The following is a 15,613-nucleotide window of genomic DNA, read 5'->3' on the forward strand; positions in this document are numbered from 1 at the left end:
TCTTTAGTGTTATCTATTTCGGAGGAAATGTGACCGCTTGATTATCACTGTTAAAGGGTTGATTAACCTTCTAGTTCCATGATCTCATCTGCCAACTGTTCCCATTTTTTCTGCAGTTGTTCCCATGCCGCTTTCGATGAATTATATTCTCTGGTAGCTGCTTTAAGCTTTTCGGCATCCGAAAAAACTTCCTCCGTAGCTAATGTAGCTTCCAGTTGGCTGACTTCTTTTTCTGCTGTAGCTATCTGCGATTCCAGTTGTGTGAGTTCCTTATTTTTCTTTTGAAGCTGCGCTTTTGAGTCGTCCGTAAGCACAGGCTTTGCCTTTTTTTCTGCTTTCGGTTTTTCTTCTTTTTTCTCCGCTGCTGCAGGTTTTGTCACGCGCTTGCTACTCCACGCTTCATATTCCTCATAGGTGCCCGGATATTCTTTGATGTCTTTATCCTCAATATACCAGATTTTGTTGGCTACGTGATCCAAGAAATACCGATCATGCGAAACCACAATCAACGTACCTTCATATTGTTGTAAGGCCTGAATCAGGATATTTACCGATGCCATATCCAAGTGGTTGGTCGGCTCATCCAGTACCAAAAAGTTGGCGTCCGCAGTCAGTGCCTTAGCCAAAGCTACACGAGATTTCTCTCCTCCAGATAAGACTTTGATTTTCTTAAAAACATCATCTCCTGTAAATAAGAAACAACCCAAAATCGATCGGATTTCTGTTTCCGAATGTTTAGGAGCGAAGTTTTGAAGCTCTTGTAAAATGGAATTTTCCAAGTGCAGGGCTTCCAACTGATGCTGTGCAAAGAAAGTTTGCGATACATTATGCCCTTTTACTGTCGTGCCTGTAAATTCAGTATCATCATCAGCAACAATACGTAACAAGGTGGATTTTCCTTTACCATTGGCACCGATCAGGGCAATTTTATCGCCTTTTTCGATTAATCCATCCGCATTGCGAAGGATTTCAATATTAGGATAGCTTTTAGAAATGTTTTCTAACGTGACAACGTGGCGACCAGAAGGTTTGGAAAACTTGAAGCTGAAGTTCACTTCCGGATTATCATCATCTACGTCCGATATTTTCTCCATCCGATCCAATGCTTTGATACGTGATTGTACCATTTTTGCTTTAGATGCTTTCGAACGGAAACGTTCGATCAACTTTTCCTCTTGCTTTATCTTTGCTTGCTGATTTTTAAACTGATTGCCCTGCAATTCTTCGCGTAGCGACTTCTCTTCCAAATAGAAAGAATAATTACCAGCATACAGGGTTAGTTTACCTTTGCGGGATTCTACAGTCTTATTAATGATTTTATCTAGAAAATACCTATCGTGAGAAACGATGATGATCGCTCCCTCAAATGAACCCAAATAATTCTCCAACCACTTAATAGAAGGTAAGTCCATGTGGTTGGTCGGCTCATCCAGCAGCAAGATATCAGGAGTTTGGAGTAGAATACGCGCTAACATTACGCGCATACGCCAACCTCCAGAGAAGGTCGCCAAAGGGCGTTTTTGTTCTTCTTCGGAGAAGCCCAAACCCGCCAAAATCTCGTTTGCACGAAATTCAATGTTGTAGCCGTCTAACGCTTCAAACTCCATTTGCTTGTCGCTCAATTTGTTAAGGATGTCATCCGAATAATCGGTTTCCAATTTCTTTAACAAATTTTCTATTTCTGTGTGTAGCTGATTTTGGCGTTCGAAAGCCTCCATCGCCACCTGCACAATATTCTTTTCGGAATGGTAAGACAGCAAATCCTGGTTGAGGTAACCGATCTTCAGATCTTTGGCCATCGAGATAGTGCCCGATGTAGGAGCGTACTCACCTACGATAATCTTTAGTAGAGTAGATTTTCCAGTTCCATTGGCACCAATTAGCCCTACTTTGTCGCCCGGCTTGATGTGCCAGTTAGCGTCATCGTACAAAGCCCGTGAGCCTATTTCAAAAGTTAAATTATTAATCGAGATCATTTCCGCAAAAGTAGTGAATATTTCTGCTTCTTTGGCTAAATTTGCCGTACTATGTATAAACTTGTCAAACCTTTCTTTTTTAAAATGGATCCAGAATCGGCGCATCATTTGGTGACCGGTGGGCTTACCAAAGTGTCCAAAATCTGGGGTTCGAAAGCGGTGTTAAAAGCTTCTTACACATTAGAAGATCCTCGTTTGGAACGGGAAGTGTTTGGTTTGAAGTTCAAAAATCCGGTTGGCCTTGCTGCAGGATTTGATAAGAATGGCTCATATATAGAGGAGATGGCCTCTTTCGGATTTGGGTTTATCGAAATCGGAACGGTAACGCCAAAGCCACAACCGGGCAATGATAAGCCGCGTATGTTTCGCTTGATTCCTGATGGCGCACTCATCAATCGGATGGGGTTCAACAATCAAGGTGCGGATGTGGCGGCTGGCCGATTGAAGCATCTTAAAAATAAAGGTAACTTAATAATAGGTGGCAATATCGGGAAGAATAAAGTGACACCAAACGATCAAGCGGTAGATGATTATCTGTATTGTTTTCACGCCTTGTATAGTTATGTCGATTATTTTGTGGTGAATGTGAGTTCGCCCAACACCCCCGGCTTGCGCGAGTTGCAAGAGAAAGAACCGCTCATGCATATCTTAAACACGTTGCAAGCGGCAAACTTGCAAAAGGACTCGGCGAAGCCGATCTTATTGAAAATAGCACCCGACCTGACCGATAGCCAGTTGGATGATATCGTAGAGATCGTACAAGAAACGAAAATTGCTGGTGTCATTGCGACCAATACGACCATTTCTCGTGATGGACTAAAAAGTGATCCGCGCTTAGTGCAAGAAACAGGCGGTGTTAGCGGAAAACCATTGACCAAGCGGTCGACAGAAGTGATCCGTTACCTAGTTCAGAAATCTGGGGGGGCATTTCCAGTGATCGGCGTTGGTGGCATTCATTCTGCTGCTGATGCTTTAGAAAAATTGGAAGCAGGCGCAGTCTTGATCCAATTGTATACGGGCTTTATTTACGAAGGACCGGGCTTGGTGAGCAAAATTTGCAAAGCATTACTCAAGAAGTAATTCATTCGCTGTGCTCAAAATCGCCTATCATCCGGCTTATGTCCATCCCGTGCCCGATAATCATCGGTTTCCGATGGCGAAGTACGAATTGATACCAGCGCAATTGATGCATGAAGGCTTGGCTGCTAAAGAAAATTTCTTTAAACCGATACTGGCAGATCGTGCAACGCTCTGCCTCGCACACGATCCCAAATATGTAGATCAGCTACTCGATCTCACCTTGGATCCCAAAATGGTTCGCCGCATTGGTTTTGCTTTATCCGAATCCCTGATTGTGCGTGAGCGATTGTTGGTCGATGGGACGATCAAAGCCTGTCATTATGCGCAGCAATACGGCGTTGCCTTTAATGCCGCTGGTGGTACGCATCATGCTGGTCGCGATTTTGGAGAAGGATTTTGTTTGCTCAACGATCAAGCGGTAGCTGCTGCGTATTTGCTGCATGAGCAGCTCGCAAAACGAATTTTGATTGTCGATCTGGATGTGCATCAAGGGAATGGCACGGCACATATCTTTCAGGATCATCCCGATATTTTTACCTTTTCGATGCATGGCGAAAAGAATTATCCTTTCGTAAAAGAGCAATCGCACAAAGACATCGGCTTGAAAGACGGCATCGGCGATGCAGATTATTTAGCGCTACTAGCGCAAACATTGAAGCCTGTTTTTGAACACGTAAAACCTGATTTTGTCTTCTATCAAGCTGGCGTGGATGTACTGGCAACCGATAAGCTGGGCAAATTAGGATTGACATCGGAAGGTTGTCGGCAGCGCGATGAGGTCGTATTTCAATTATGCCGTAGGTATCAAGCTCCAGTGCAAGTAAGCATGGGCGGTGGTTATTCGGAAGCGCTTCGCCATATTGTAGATGCGCATGTGAGTACTTATCGTACCGCGATTGATCTGTACGGATTATAAATTTATCATTACAAAATTTCAACAAATATGTTTTTTCATCAGGACGCAACGTTCGAATCATTATCTATACACCGGGTGGGCAATAAGGCCCGCGACGAATATTACGCCTTATCAGAACAACCGATTGATCTCAGTCAAGATGAGGTACTGCCAGATTTGTTGATGCAATATTTTATGAAACCTTTTGCAAAAGCGAAGGAAGTATACCGCTTTTTTCATCCCAATGAAGATTTGCAACTCAATGAAGTGTATCATTTTGCACATGCTTTTTTTGAAGGGAAAATGCCTTTCCACGAATTTTCTGAGCAAGTAACGAAGCATTTGTACGAAGTATCCTCGCATCCGAATATCAAACCGGGTGAATTGTATGTCGTAGCGCTCAAAAATGTGCAGATGGAAGGCGAGGAGGGATCGGCTGTCGGGATTTTTAAATCGGAGAATAAAGAAGCTTACCTCAAAGTGTATCCTGAGCAGGGCGGATTCGGACTGGATTATGAGCAGGAGGCCATCAATATCAATAAGCTAGATAAAGGTGTGGTGATCGTGAAAGCGGATGCCGAAGAAGGATATAAGGTATTGGTAACCGATCAGACCAATGGCTCAGACGCGGTCTATTGGAAAGATGATTTCTTGCAATTGCGTGTGCGTGATGATAATTATCAGCAGACCGGTAATTTCCTGAAAGTGTACAAAAACTTTGTCAACGAGAAGATTGATGAAGTCTTTGAAATGGATAAAGCGGAAAAGGTAGACCTGCTCAATCGATCGATGAACTACTTTAAAGCGCATGATACATTTGAAGAGGAAGAGTTCTCGGGCGAGGTGTTGGGCAATGCAGAAGCGATTTCTCTGTTTAAAGAATACCGTGAGCAAGTTGGCGAAGAATTGGATATGCCTTTCCAAACGAATTTCGATATTGCCGCCGGTGCTGTTAAAAAAATGTCTTCTGACTATAAGTCTGTTGTTAAATTGGATAAAAATTTTCATATTTATATCCACGGAAAAAGAAATTACATTGAACGGGGATATGACGAGGAGCGTGGAATGAACTTCTACAAATTGTATTTCGATAACGAACAATAGTTTATGCGGTCTTCAAGATCAAAAAACAGAGCTTATTTTTGGCTAATAGGAGTTTGCTTCTTACTGGCCATGATTGGATTTGTTTTTGTGCAAGATCCTGCTCGGGTTGAGCGGTTCTATTCCAGAACCTTTTATCCGCTTTATAGTTATTTGCCTACGATCTTATTTAGTTGGCTACCTTTCAGCCTTGGCGATCTATTTTATACGGTCGTTTCTTTAGGCTTGTTGGTATTATTCCTCAAAGGAATTCGTTTTCTTGTTCTACGTCAATGGAATCTTGCAGGACGCACTGGACTGCAACTCATCATGACGATCTTACTGCTGCATCACTTGTTTTATATCAGTTGGGGGTTGAATTATATAATACTCCCCAAATATTGGACAGCTGATTAAATTCGATAATTTAACAGTTGAAAATGAAAAAAGAGCGTAGAAAATTCAGTCCGGTTTTCAAGACCAAAGTAGTCTTAGAAGCCCTTAAAGAAGTTAGTACCATGCAGGAACGTGCTTCCAAATACAGCCTTCATCCCACACAGATCACCGCTTGGAAACGGGAATTTCTGGAGAAAGCTGACACGGTGTTCGGTTCAGAGAAACCTACACAGAAAGAAGAGTCTAAAGAGAAAGAACTTTATTCCAAGATTGGTGAACTTCAGATCCAAGTTGATTTCTTAAAAAAGGTATTGGGGAAATGAGCATGATTGAAAGGCGCGGACTTGTTTCCCCAGGATATAAACCGCTAAGTATTGTGGGGCAGTGTAAGCTGCTGAATCTTCAGCGTAGCTTCTATTATTTCAAGCCTAAAGGTGAATCCTTGTTGAATCAGTCCATCATGAAGCTAATTGACCGCAAGTTTCTGGACTGTCCATTTTACGGTGTGGAACGGATGACTGCGTATCTCAACAAAGATCTAGGGTATCGTATAAATGCCAAGCGCGTACGGCGTTTATATCGGCTAATGAGCCTTCGGACCATTTACCCAAAGAAGAACCTAAGTAAAGCAAATGCAACACATTACAAATACCCGTACTTACTCAAAGGCTTAAAGATAGAGCGGCCAAGCCAAGTTTGGCAGGCCGACATCACTTATATTCCTATGTTTAGAGGCTTCATGTATATGTTCGCCATTATAGATGTGTATAGTCGAAAGATTGTGGGGTGGAGTATCTCTAATACCATGACGGTGGAATGGTGCAGGGATGTGCTGTTGGAAACAATAGCAGAGCACGGCACTCCTGAAGTATTCAATACCGATCAGGGTTCACAATTTACCAGTCCGATCTTTACCAAAGTCCTCAAGGATAATCGTGTGAGTATATCAATGGATGGAAAAGGAAGAGCGCTGGACAACGTGTTTATCGAAAGGTTCTGGAGGTCATTGAAGCAGGAATACATTTATTTGAACCCACCTAACGGTGGCATGGAGTTATTCCAAGGTGTGAAACGGTATGTCGAATTTTACAATACGGAAAGAAGACATCAGTCTATGGACCATTTTACCCCAAATCAGGTATTCTATCAAAATAATAAAAAAGTGTCGTAAATAAACTTAAGTTTGAACTACTGCTGTCCAGCAAAAAGGGAGTACTATATTATTACCGACAACCTTTGGCCGTTAAGTACGGATTGGATCTGGAAAACATCAGTATACAAGATTATGAAACAGTGTTGGATAGCTTGATTCGTCGGGCCAATGATTTGCGACAACAAATAGATGTAGGAGCAATTGCCAATTCGCGAAACATGCAGCAGTTGGAGCATTTGATGGCGACAGACACAACCTTCGATACAATGCTAAGTAAAAAGTATATCAGTGCAAAACAACCTTTCTCTAGCACATTAGCTTCTTATTTCACGGTAAGTGGTTATTTTAATCCATTCACACACGAGGTGCAAGTGAATGAGTTAATTCCTTGGCCAAGTTTTCCATTCACCGTAGCGCACGAACTGTCGCATCAAATGGGGATCGGTTTTGAAGATGAATGTAATTTTATTGCTTATCAGGTGCTATCAGCGCATCCTAATCCGTGGTATGCCTATAGCGCCCATTATTCAGCCATTCAGTCCTTATTGGGTGCCATGCGTTATTCGCAGCCACAACTATTTAAAACTTATTTTAATAGTTTGGACGCTAAGATTATACAAGATTTGCAATCGGAACAAGATTTTTGGTCTAATTACAGCGGTCCAGTAAATTATGTTTCGGGAATAATTTACAACCAATATTTGCAACATAATAATCAGCCTGAAGGTATGCAGCGTTATGGCATGATGAATCGCCTGATCATTGCTTGGTATAACATAGAGCAACTAAATAATATTTAGTACGTGCTAATGCTTACTTGTTTGCTACTATTTTTGGTATACTACAAAGGTAATGTAAAACTAAATGTAGAACCTTTATCGACCTCACTATCTACCCACAAGGTGCCACCATGTTGTTCAACAATTTGTTCGCAGATGTATAAACCTATACCCATACCGGGGAAATGCTGCTGTATGTGACGAGCGCGATAGAAGCGTTCAAATATTTTCTTCTGGTCGTTTAGACTAATTCCCATACCAAAATCTCTGACAGAAAACTTAATGTATTTGCTAATTACCGACAGTGAAACTTCTATTTTTCGAGCTTTGGGCGAATATTTTACCGCATTGGCAAGAAGATTTTTCACCACCTGACTAAGTTGCGCTTCATCACCCATATAGGATCCATCGATATTGCCTGAAAGCGTAATTTCGTGGCTATCTGTTGTTCTATTCATAGATTCAACAGCTTCCTCTACCATGTTATTAAAATCAAAAACTTCCCTATGCACTTCTAAATTTCCAGATTGTATTTTAGATACGTCCAGTAGCTCCGCTATCAACCTATTCAATCTATCCAGTTGGACATTAGCTTTGTCCATGATATCTAAGATTTTAGTATCTGAATCTTTAGGTAATAGTCGTGTGGCATATTGTATATAGCCCTTCACCGTTGTTAGGGGTGTTTTCAGCTCATGACTTGCCACCGCCAAGAAATCGTCTTTGCGGAGTTCGATCGCGCGCCGATCCGTGATATCTTCAATTGCCAATAAGATACGATCCTTGTAAGCACCTTCTAATTCTATACGATGTGCATTCAGTAGCATGATCTTATGACCAATATGTGGAAAGTTATGCTCTACTTCGAAGTCGAGCACTGGATTACTCGTAGGTAGAATGTTTTCCATCAATTCTCTTAACGCCTTGATGTTCCACTGACCATTACCCAAATCGTACAATTTTTTATTAATTGTTTCCGATTTGTTGACTTTAAAGGTGCGCATAAACTCCTCGTTCGCCGTCAACACTTTTAAGTCAGGATCCAGTACGATAAGACTTTCGCGAACGGTCTCTACGATACTCTGTAAATATTCTTGACTCAACTGTAGACTGGCCGTACGCTCTTTGACCTTTTGCTCCATGAGCTCACGCTCCAACTGCAATTCTTGTTCAGCCTTTTTTCGTGCAGTGATATCATTTTGCACACCAATAAAGTGGGTGACATTTCCCACACTATCCTTTATAGGAGAAACATAAAGTTCATTCCAAAATAGTTCGCGGTCTTTGTTATAATTTCTAATCTCGACATTAACATGTTTTCCTTCGTTCACAGCTCTGCGCAATTGTTTACGTTCATCCTGCTGTCTGTCGTCGTGCTGCAGAAACCGACAATTGTGGCCTATAATTTCTTTTCGACTGTATCCACTGATTCGTTGAAAAGATTTGTTGCAGTACACAATAGGGTTGTCAGGTAAGCTGTTATCTGTAATAATAATACCTGCAACACTTGCATCAAGTGCCGCATGAAATAAAGGGCTGATATCTTTAGTGCTCCAATCAGGAGCGATTATTTGTGATTGATCACGTTCGTTTTTCATAGAGGTGTTTTTTTAAAGATTATCACAAACAGTTTACAACCAGATAGCTATTGTTCCAAGCCATCGAGTAGTATTGTTGTCGCGATTTGTTCGCAATAATCTTCTGGATTACCAGCAGTTAATGCGCCTAGGTAAGCATTTGTTGCCCACCTAGAGCGCTTAATAATGATGTCATTATTGATGAGCTTCTCCCGCACTTTTTCCGACAATGATCTTTTCAATTTTTTTTCAAATCGATTATAGTGCTCATTAAAAATTATATCGTTCATTTGTTTGTATCGTTCTTATTTTTGAGCAACGATTGCAACTTTGAGGCCAAACATGTACTATTTAAGTCTATGCCAACTGATTTTGAATGATTACGTATTTAGAGCGAATGATTTACGTAGCTATACTTTTAATAGGTAATAGCACGTGTCTAATTTTGACTTTCGCAAGACAGGCAACGCAACGTTGAAGACGGGAATCCCTTCTTTCGTTTTGCCTTCCAAGGTGCCGGCATGAGCATGTCCGTGAAATGCAGCAACAACATTGCCGCGATTAATTGGTTCGGCCAAGCGAGAAGACCCTAAAAACGGGAATAATACTTCGGGTTCGCCAACGACGGTTTCTTTGATCGGCGCATAATGTAATAATGCGATCTTTGGTATGTCGGGATGCTCTTGATCCAAGCGGGTAAGGGCACGTTCGAGCTGTAAGGATTCATTGACCACTTCGTGTACAAAGGATTTCATCATATCCTCCCCAAAAATGGATAGCATATATTGATCAAAACCACCACCAAATCCTTTGACGCCTGCAAAACCCACATCGGCCAACACTGTAGATTCTCCGTCAAGTATGGTCATTTTATGTTCGGTCAAGATTTGTTTGATGATTTTTTGCCGTCCTTTTTCATAATCATGATTGCCTAGCACACCAACGACAGGAATCTGCAGTGCCCGGAGATCCTCCGCCAAAATTGAAGCTTCATCTTCATCCCCTGTATCGGTCAAATCACCGCAAATGACCAATACATCTGCTTGGTGCGACACTTCTTCAAAAATCGCCTTCATCTTTCCGCGATCGTTCATCTTGATATGTATATCCGCCATAGCGGCTACTCTTTTAGGAGCACGTTTTGCGTTCATAGTTGTTTAAATTGTCGTAATCGTATACGATTTATAATTCCATTCTTTGATATCTACTTGGTACTGTGTCTGATCGATCAGCGGACCACGGCATACCTTTTCGACCGGCGCAGGAAGATCGTATTGCTCCGTTGCACGCGCGATCAATTCATCAAATAGCCACTTCGGTATGATAGAACGATAATCTGCTGGGTATACAAATTGAAAAATAAGGAGTTGCGCTAAGAGGATATGCCAGTGCGGATCCAATCGTGACAATAAATGCTTCCAATCGACATGTTGGCCATAGCGTAGCAGAATATGATTCACATCGGCGCTATCATTACGTTCTCGATTTTGTACATATAATTTGCACCAAATCAATTCCTCGACAGGAATAAATTTGACCGGCAGCTCGGCGAATTCGCCTTCGGTGGCACGCTCGTACCAACGATCATCCACTGTACAAATGTTATTGACGGTGTCAAATATAATGTCAATGAAATAGTCACCGTGAAATACCTTGGCCAACCAACGTACATCGGTCAGTTCCGTGCGATACCCTTTTTCAGCAAAAGCTTTCAGGATTTTTGGATATTCATTGCTTTTGCAAAAGATATCCAGATCCTTTGTGTCTCTAAATATGCCTGTATATTGAAACATAGCGAATGCGCCGCCCAACATAAACTGACAGTCATTATCGTACATAAGCTGCAAAGCTTCTTTGTAAAATGCCTGCGATTCTATTTTCTGTTTTTCTGTTTCTATCATGGTATCCTTCCTCTTCTTACACTAATAAATCTTCTAATACGCGCTCATCTTCACCCGGAAATCCGCGATCTGGGATCGGTGGTAAATTAATGCCTGGGCTATTTTCTTCCAGTGGCGTAGGGAGGTCGCGCTCTTCTGGATCGGGCACATCTTCGTAATCTGGAATCGCATAATCAGGATTTATGCTATTATATGTTTTGGTGCGCATAGGAACCGTTTTTAGCTTTCTCATAACTCTTTATTAGGTAGATGTTAAAAAAACCGTGTTTAAATTATAACAGCACAAAACAGAAATGGTTGTAAGATAAATCCGCTTATTTGCTGTGATATAGATGAGCTGGGCAACAAGGATCAAACATGTCTCTGCAAGATTTGTTGTACAAAAAGCTATGACGAAAAAGACGAACCATGCCATGTATACATGGTTTTTAGGAATATTGATGTGGTCGGCGCTGCCGCTTTATGCGCAACAGGATAGCGGCATATCTGATGGGAATATCGCGCCCGACTCGACGAATATTGTGCATGCAGATACAGTAGATACCGCACAACAAGCAGTTGGACAACAATCAATCGTGGTTGATCTAAAATTAAGCGCACTACAAGGACGAGTCGTTGCTTTAGCAAAGGAAATCGATAGTGCTAAAGCGGATCAAGATACGTTGCGAAATAATATAGGCATTTTGGATTCGACAATACAGCCATCCACCATATTTCTCAACGATAAGGTACGTGATATCACCGTCTTAAAACGGGAGATAAGCAGATACCGACAGGATTTGCAGATACAACGACAAAAGCAAAGCACGTCGGATAATAATGACAGCTTGCAAGTGGCTGGGGGATTGCGCGAATTGCAGCTCGGTATCGAAGATTCGCTACTACGTCTGGATCAGCGGCTGGATGGCCTTTTGGACAATGTGGTACAGATTCGCGAACACTTGTCTGACCCTGTACTTACGGATACGCTAGCGCAAGATTCTAGTTATAGTGCAACGATGGAAATACCAACCCGACGCCGCATGATGACTTCCATTCGCAATAATTTGGATAGTGATAAACCTTTGGAGCAGTTTTTTGACTACGCCGCTTGGAGCAGTCGGATTTTATTGATTTTACTCACGTTCGGATACCTGTATTGGACATTCCGATTGGGTAGAGATGAAGAAAACACGAATCAACGGTGGCGCCTTTTTAAGCATTTTCCGATCTGGATTCCATTGGTCAAGGCACTTATTTTCTTCCTGATCTTATTGCCATTAACGGCCTATGTAATCCCGATTTTCATACTGCAGATGAGTTATCTCATCATCTTTCTGCTTCTGTATGGCTTACATTATAGTCAGTTTTCAACGGCACAAAAGAATGCGGTTCACGTGGTATTTGCTGTATTTCTATTGCTTATTGTAGCCAACCTTATTATTTCTGAAGCCTTGTGGATTCGCTTGGTAGCAGGTGTATTAAATGTTTTTGGACTGATAGTGACCTGGCGAATAGGGCAGTCCGCTAAAGATGGTGAGCCAGCAAATCACATTCGACCTATTGCCAAATGGGCAATCTTGCTAGGATTTACTGTCTCTATCATAAGTAATGCATTCGGCTATGTATATATGGCACGTATTAGCAGTATTGCAGCCAGCGTCGGCCTTATTCAGGCGCTTGCTTTGCGTGCATTTAGTACGATGCTATTGAAAGACTTGGATCAGCATTATAACAAAGTTTCTAAAGAAAATCTTATTCGCCGATTCGATCTACAGCGCATGCTCAGTAGTCTGAATAGATTGATTTCGTTGGTTTCCCTGATCATTGTAGCGATTGTTTTAGTCAACAATTTGAACATCACCACACGCACAGCAAACTTTTTACAAGGTGTACTCTATAAGGAACAGTCGTTAGGTAGCATCACGTTTAACTATGCCAACCTATTATTGGCCGCCTTGGTTTTATGGGGTTCTAATTGGTTTCAAAAGAATTTAAAACACCTGTTAAATGATCCATCATCCGATGAGCTGCAGATGAAACGAATGACCTTGTTTCCATTATTTCGACTAATTTTGGTTGTCGTGAGTTTTTTCTTTGCGATCAGTATTCTCGGTTTAGGGCTGGATAAGTTGACGGTGATTGTAGGTGCACTTACGGTCGGTATCGGTTTCGGTTTGCAAAATATCATCAACAACCTTGTATCTGGCGTAATATTGGTCTTCGAAAAACCCTTTAAAATTGGAGATTATATTGAGTTGGCAGATAAAAAAGGGCAGGTGCTGGAGATCGGAATCCGATCTAGTGTACTATTGACCGACCAAGGTGCGAAAGTGATTATCCCCAATGCCGATTTATTCTCTGGTCGTTTGGTCAACTGGACTTTTTCTTCGACTGATATTAGGGTAAATTTTGATTTATCTATTACTGGAAGTAACAATATTGAGGACGTAAAAGAGCGACTGCGTAACCGCTTGAAAAATGATCGGTTTGTAGATAAATCCATTCCGATAAAGGTTTATACGAAGGATATCCAACCGGACACTTATAAAGTTTCTATCCAAGTAGGCGTCAAGAATGTGAGACAAATTGAACGATTTAGAAGTCAGTTTTTAGAAGGAATGAAAGAAGAATTAAATACACTGGAAGTGAATATTGCATCCGTATAACCGTTGTAGGATATAAAAATGAGTAATCAACAAACACTTATGCTAGAGACCCTGCGTCAATCTAGCGTCGCAACGGCCATATATACTTCGGCGGCATTACATATCGGATTTATCAACGAAGGAATGCTAGCGATATGGGGGCATACCACCGAAAAAGAAACAGCACAATTTCCAGATCTATTGACCGTAGACGACCAGCAATATCTTGCAAGCTTGCTTTCCGATGTTTGGAATCAAGAGAGGCCATTTCGTCTTACAGCATATCCCATCGAAATAAAGGCACATGGTGCTGCAAAACTGTTTTATGTTGACTTTGATCTACAACCAATAGTGAATTCGGCAGGCGAAACGGAGTCCATGATTCACACCATGCGCGAAGTGGAAAATCCGCTGCTGAATTTGCAATCGGGAATGATGCAAGGAAATGAAATACTGGCTGATGAGAAGTTGCTTAAGTGGAGTCGCGATCTATCTCACGATTTACGCAATCCGCTGTCGGTCGCTAAATTGGGAATGCAATATATGCGATCCCGTACTCAAATGACTCCCGAAGAACAGAATAAATGGGTGACGATGGTGATTGATGCTTTGCAAAGTGTCGAAACGCTTATCACGGATGTGGTAGAGATTAGCAAAAAACAAGCGCCTACACCTGCCGCTACCAATGTATCGAACATAGTTCACAAGATTTTTGTACAAAATCAATTGTATCTAGGGCAGGATACTAGCAAGCTAGATTTTAGCAGTATGTTGGCCATTCCTGCTGATTTAAAGTCGGTGTATGCTATTTTCAATTTAGCGATCCAAAGTGCGAGCCAATTGTCTGGTTGTGAGCAATATATGCCGGTGTTAATTTCGTGCAATCAGATTACGGATGGGGTGCAATATATCCTTAGATATACCGATTCTGAGGTAGGTCAACAATTTGTTGGCTATACAGTTTTAGAACAATCGATACAGCGAATTGAAGGGAGCAAGATGGTGTTGGATCTGCCAAATAAGCAGCTAATATTTAATTTTCCCATTTTATAGTTATATTTTTTTGTAAAATAAACTTTCTGGTATGGGAATTGGTCTATAAATGTAACAGACAAGTTAACCGCATTTTTGAGAAGATAGAAGTGTAGTATTAGGCGGCTGCAATGTATAGATAGCAGATAATTATGGCACAGAAAAAAGTATTCATTTGTGATGATGATAAGGGAATAACAGATATGTTGGAGATGGTGTTGGAATTGGAAGATGTAGACACCATTACTGAGACTGATAGCGTATACGCTTACGATAAAATGGTCGAGTTTAAACCAGATATTTTAATTGTAGATTTATGGATGCCCGTTGTAACAGGTGATCAATTAATCAAGAAAATTCGTGCTAGCGAAGCACTTAAGCATATTTTTATTATTTGTATTTCTGCAAGTCGTGATGGTTTGCAGGTGGCTAATGAGGCAGGAGCAAATACATTCATCGCCAAACCATTCGATGTTGACGAATTTTTGACTACGGTAGAAAACGCAGTGATTAGCGCGGCTTAAGCGGGCTATGGAACTCCATTGCGGAGAAGTGGAATGAAGGTCTGTAAATCATATTACGGCAATGCATTTATATATGTCAGTGATTGGATCTCGCTGATGTTTAAAACTGCCTAATTATAAGATGTATGCTAAGAGAGGCTATTTACTGCTTGAGGACTGTTTCCAAAAAGTATAGAGCTTTTCAGTGGCAAACTGACCGGATGCATTCAAAGGTTTCACTCAAAAAGTAAATCATTTATCAACTTTCTGATATGCCATATTTCGCTTCTCACTGGCAGACCTGCATTTGGTCTTCTTTATTTTTGATCACGATTGCAAGTATTGCTACTCTAGTTGGGAGCTTTTTCAAAAATAGCCTGTTGGTTATTCGGGTTTTAGCTATTACCCTATATTTATGATCACAGGATATTAATTGCCTTTTCATTCGTTACATGTCCCGATACTGTGGCTTTCTAATCTTTTGCCTACGACACCTTTTTTATAAAGCTTTATACTCAAATGGTTCAAGGAGGGGCAAGTTTTCGAGATCTGCCTGATACAATTTTGCACCTATTTACTTTATTTGTGGTGATATCGGCGCTCACGATTGCCAG

16 protein-coding genes are annotated in these 15,613 nt (G+C 41.3%); 10 read left to right on the top strand and 6 right to left on the bottom strand.

Features of this window, described 5'->3' with window-relative positions:
- Positions 1-62: 62 nt before the first annotated feature.
- Positions 63-1,976, bottom strand: coding sequence for an ABC-F family ATP-binding cassette domain-containing protein (locus AC3IRT_RS06475; protein WP_489395590.1), 1,914 nt, complete (start codon positions 1,974-1,976; stop codon positions 63-65).
- Between the two features lie 51 nt (positions 1,977-2,027).
- Between AC3IRT_RS06475 and AC3IRT_RS06480 the strand changes: the two genes are divergently transcribed.
- From AC3IRT_RS06480 to AC3IRT_RS06510, 7 genes are all read left to right on the top strand, one after another.
- Positions 2,028-3,056, top strand: a complete 1,029-nt coding sequence (locus AC3IRT_RS06480) for a quinone-dependent dihydroorotate dehydrogenase (protein WP_489395591.1) — start codon at positions 2,028-2,030, stop codon at positions 3,054-3,056.
- 10 nt (positions 3,057-3,066) lie between these two features.
- Positions 3,067-3,972, top strand: a complete 906-nt coding sequence (locus tag AC3IRT_RS06485) for a histone deacetylase family protein (protein WP_489395592.1) — start codon at positions 3,067-3,069, stop codon at positions 3,970-3,972.
- A 27-nt stretch (positions 3,973-3,999) separates the two neighbouring features.
- The gene (locus tag AC3IRT_RS06490) at positions 4,000-5,055 is read left to right on the top strand and encodes a nucleoid-associated protein (RefSeq protein WP_489395593.1); all 1,056 of its coding nucleotides are present in this window, start codon (positions 4,000-4,002) and stop codon (positions 5,053-5,055) included.
- 69 nt (positions 5,056-5,124) lie between these two features.
- Positions 5,125-5,448 carry a DUF3810 family protein gene (locus AC3IRT_RS06495; RefSeq protein WP_489395594.1) on the top strand — a complete coding sequence of 108 codons (324 nt, stop codon included), beginning with the start codon at positions 5,125-5,127 and terminating at the stop codon, positions 5,446-5,448.
- 23 nt (positions 5,449-5,471) lie between these two features.
- Positions 5,472-5,750, top strand: coding sequence for a transposase (locus AC3IRT_RS06500; protein WP_489393125.1), 279 nt, complete (start codon positions 5,472-5,474; stop codon positions 5,748-5,750).
- Positions 5,747-6,598, top strand: a complete 852-nt coding sequence (locus AC3IRT_RS06505) for an IS3 family transposase (protein ID WP_489393126.1) — start codon at positions 5,747-5,749, stop codon at positions 6,596-6,598. The genes AC3IRT_RS06500 and AC3IRT_RS06505 overlap by 4 nt, the downstream gene beginning before the upstream one ends.
- Before the next feature lie 23 nt (positions 6,599-6,621).
- Positions 6,622-7,380 carry a DUF3810 family protein gene (locus AC3IRT_RS06510; protein WP_489396110.1) on the top strand — a complete coding sequence of 253 codons (759 nt, stop codon included), beginning with the start codon at positions 6,622-6,624 and terminating at the stop codon, positions 7,378-7,380.
- Positions 7,381-7,421: 41 nt separating this feature from the next.
- Here AC3IRT_RS06510 and AC3IRT_RS06515 read toward each other — a convergent pair whose 3' ends face one another.
- The 5 genes from AC3IRT_RS06515 to AC3IRT_RS06535 all read right to left on the bottom strand — a co-directional run bounded on the left by AC3IRT_RS06515 (position 7,422) and on the right by AC3IRT_RS06535 (position 11,069).
- Positions 7,422-8,957: a PAS domain-containing sensor histidine kinase gene (locus AC3IRT_RS06515; protein ID WP_489395595.1), complete on the bottom strand. Its 1,536-nt coding sequence runs from the start codon at positions 8,955-8,957 to the stop codon at positions 7,422-7,424.
- Positions 8,958-9,004: 47 nt separating this feature from the next.
- Entirely contained in the window at positions 9,005-9,226 is a 222-nt protein-coding gene (locus tag AC3IRT_RS06520; RefSeq protein ID WP_489395596.1) for a DUF1896 family protein, read from the bottom strand.
- Between the two features lie 120 nt (positions 9,227-9,346).
- A complete protein-coding gene (locus AC3IRT_RS06525) occupies positions 9,347-10,087 on the bottom strand; it encodes a metallophosphoesterase family protein (protein WP_489395597.1) in 741 nt (246 codons plus the stop codon).
- Between the two features lie 6 nt (positions 10,088-10,093).
- Positions 10,094-10,837: a nucleotidyltransferase gene (locus tag AC3IRT_RS06530; protein WP_489395598.1), complete on the bottom strand. Its 744-nt coding sequence runs from the start codon at positions 10,835-10,837 to the stop codon at positions 10,094-10,096.
- Positions 10,838-10,853: 16 nt separating this feature from the next.
- Positions 10,854-11,069 carry a hypothetical protein gene (locus AC3IRT_RS06535; RefSeq protein ID WP_489395599.1) on the bottom strand — a complete coding sequence of 72 codons (216 nt, stop codon included), beginning with the start codon at positions 11,067-11,069 and terminating at the stop codon, positions 10,854-10,856.
- 157 nt (positions 11,070-11,226) lie between these two features.
- Here AC3IRT_RS06535 and AC3IRT_RS06540 point away from each other — a divergent pair, with 157 nt between their 5' ends.
- From AC3IRT_RS06540 to AC3IRT_RS06550, 3 genes are all read left to right on the top strand, one after another.
- Complete coding sequence (locus AC3IRT_RS06540; protein WP_489395600.1) at positions 11,227-13,485, top strand: mechanosensitive ion channel domain-containing protein; 2,259 nt, start codon at positions 11,227-11,229, stop codon at positions 13,483-13,485.
- Between the two features lie 18 nt (positions 13,486-13,503).
- On the top strand, positions 13,504-14,517 hold the full coding sequence (locus tag AC3IRT_RS06545; protein ID WP_489395601.1) for a histidine kinase dimerization/phospho-acceptor domain-containing protein: 1,014 nt from the start codon (positions 13,504-13,506) through the stop codon (positions 14,515-14,517).
- A gap of 131 nt (positions 14,518-14,648) precedes the next feature.
- Entirely contained in the window at positions 14,649-15,020 is a 372-nt protein-coding gene (locus AC3IRT_RS06550; RefSeq protein ID WP_489395602.1) for a response regulator, read from the top strand.
- The last annotated feature ends 593 nt before the right edge of the window (positions 15,021-15,613 follow it).

This window comes from Sphingobacterium sp. KH_072, from assembly GCF_057837975.1.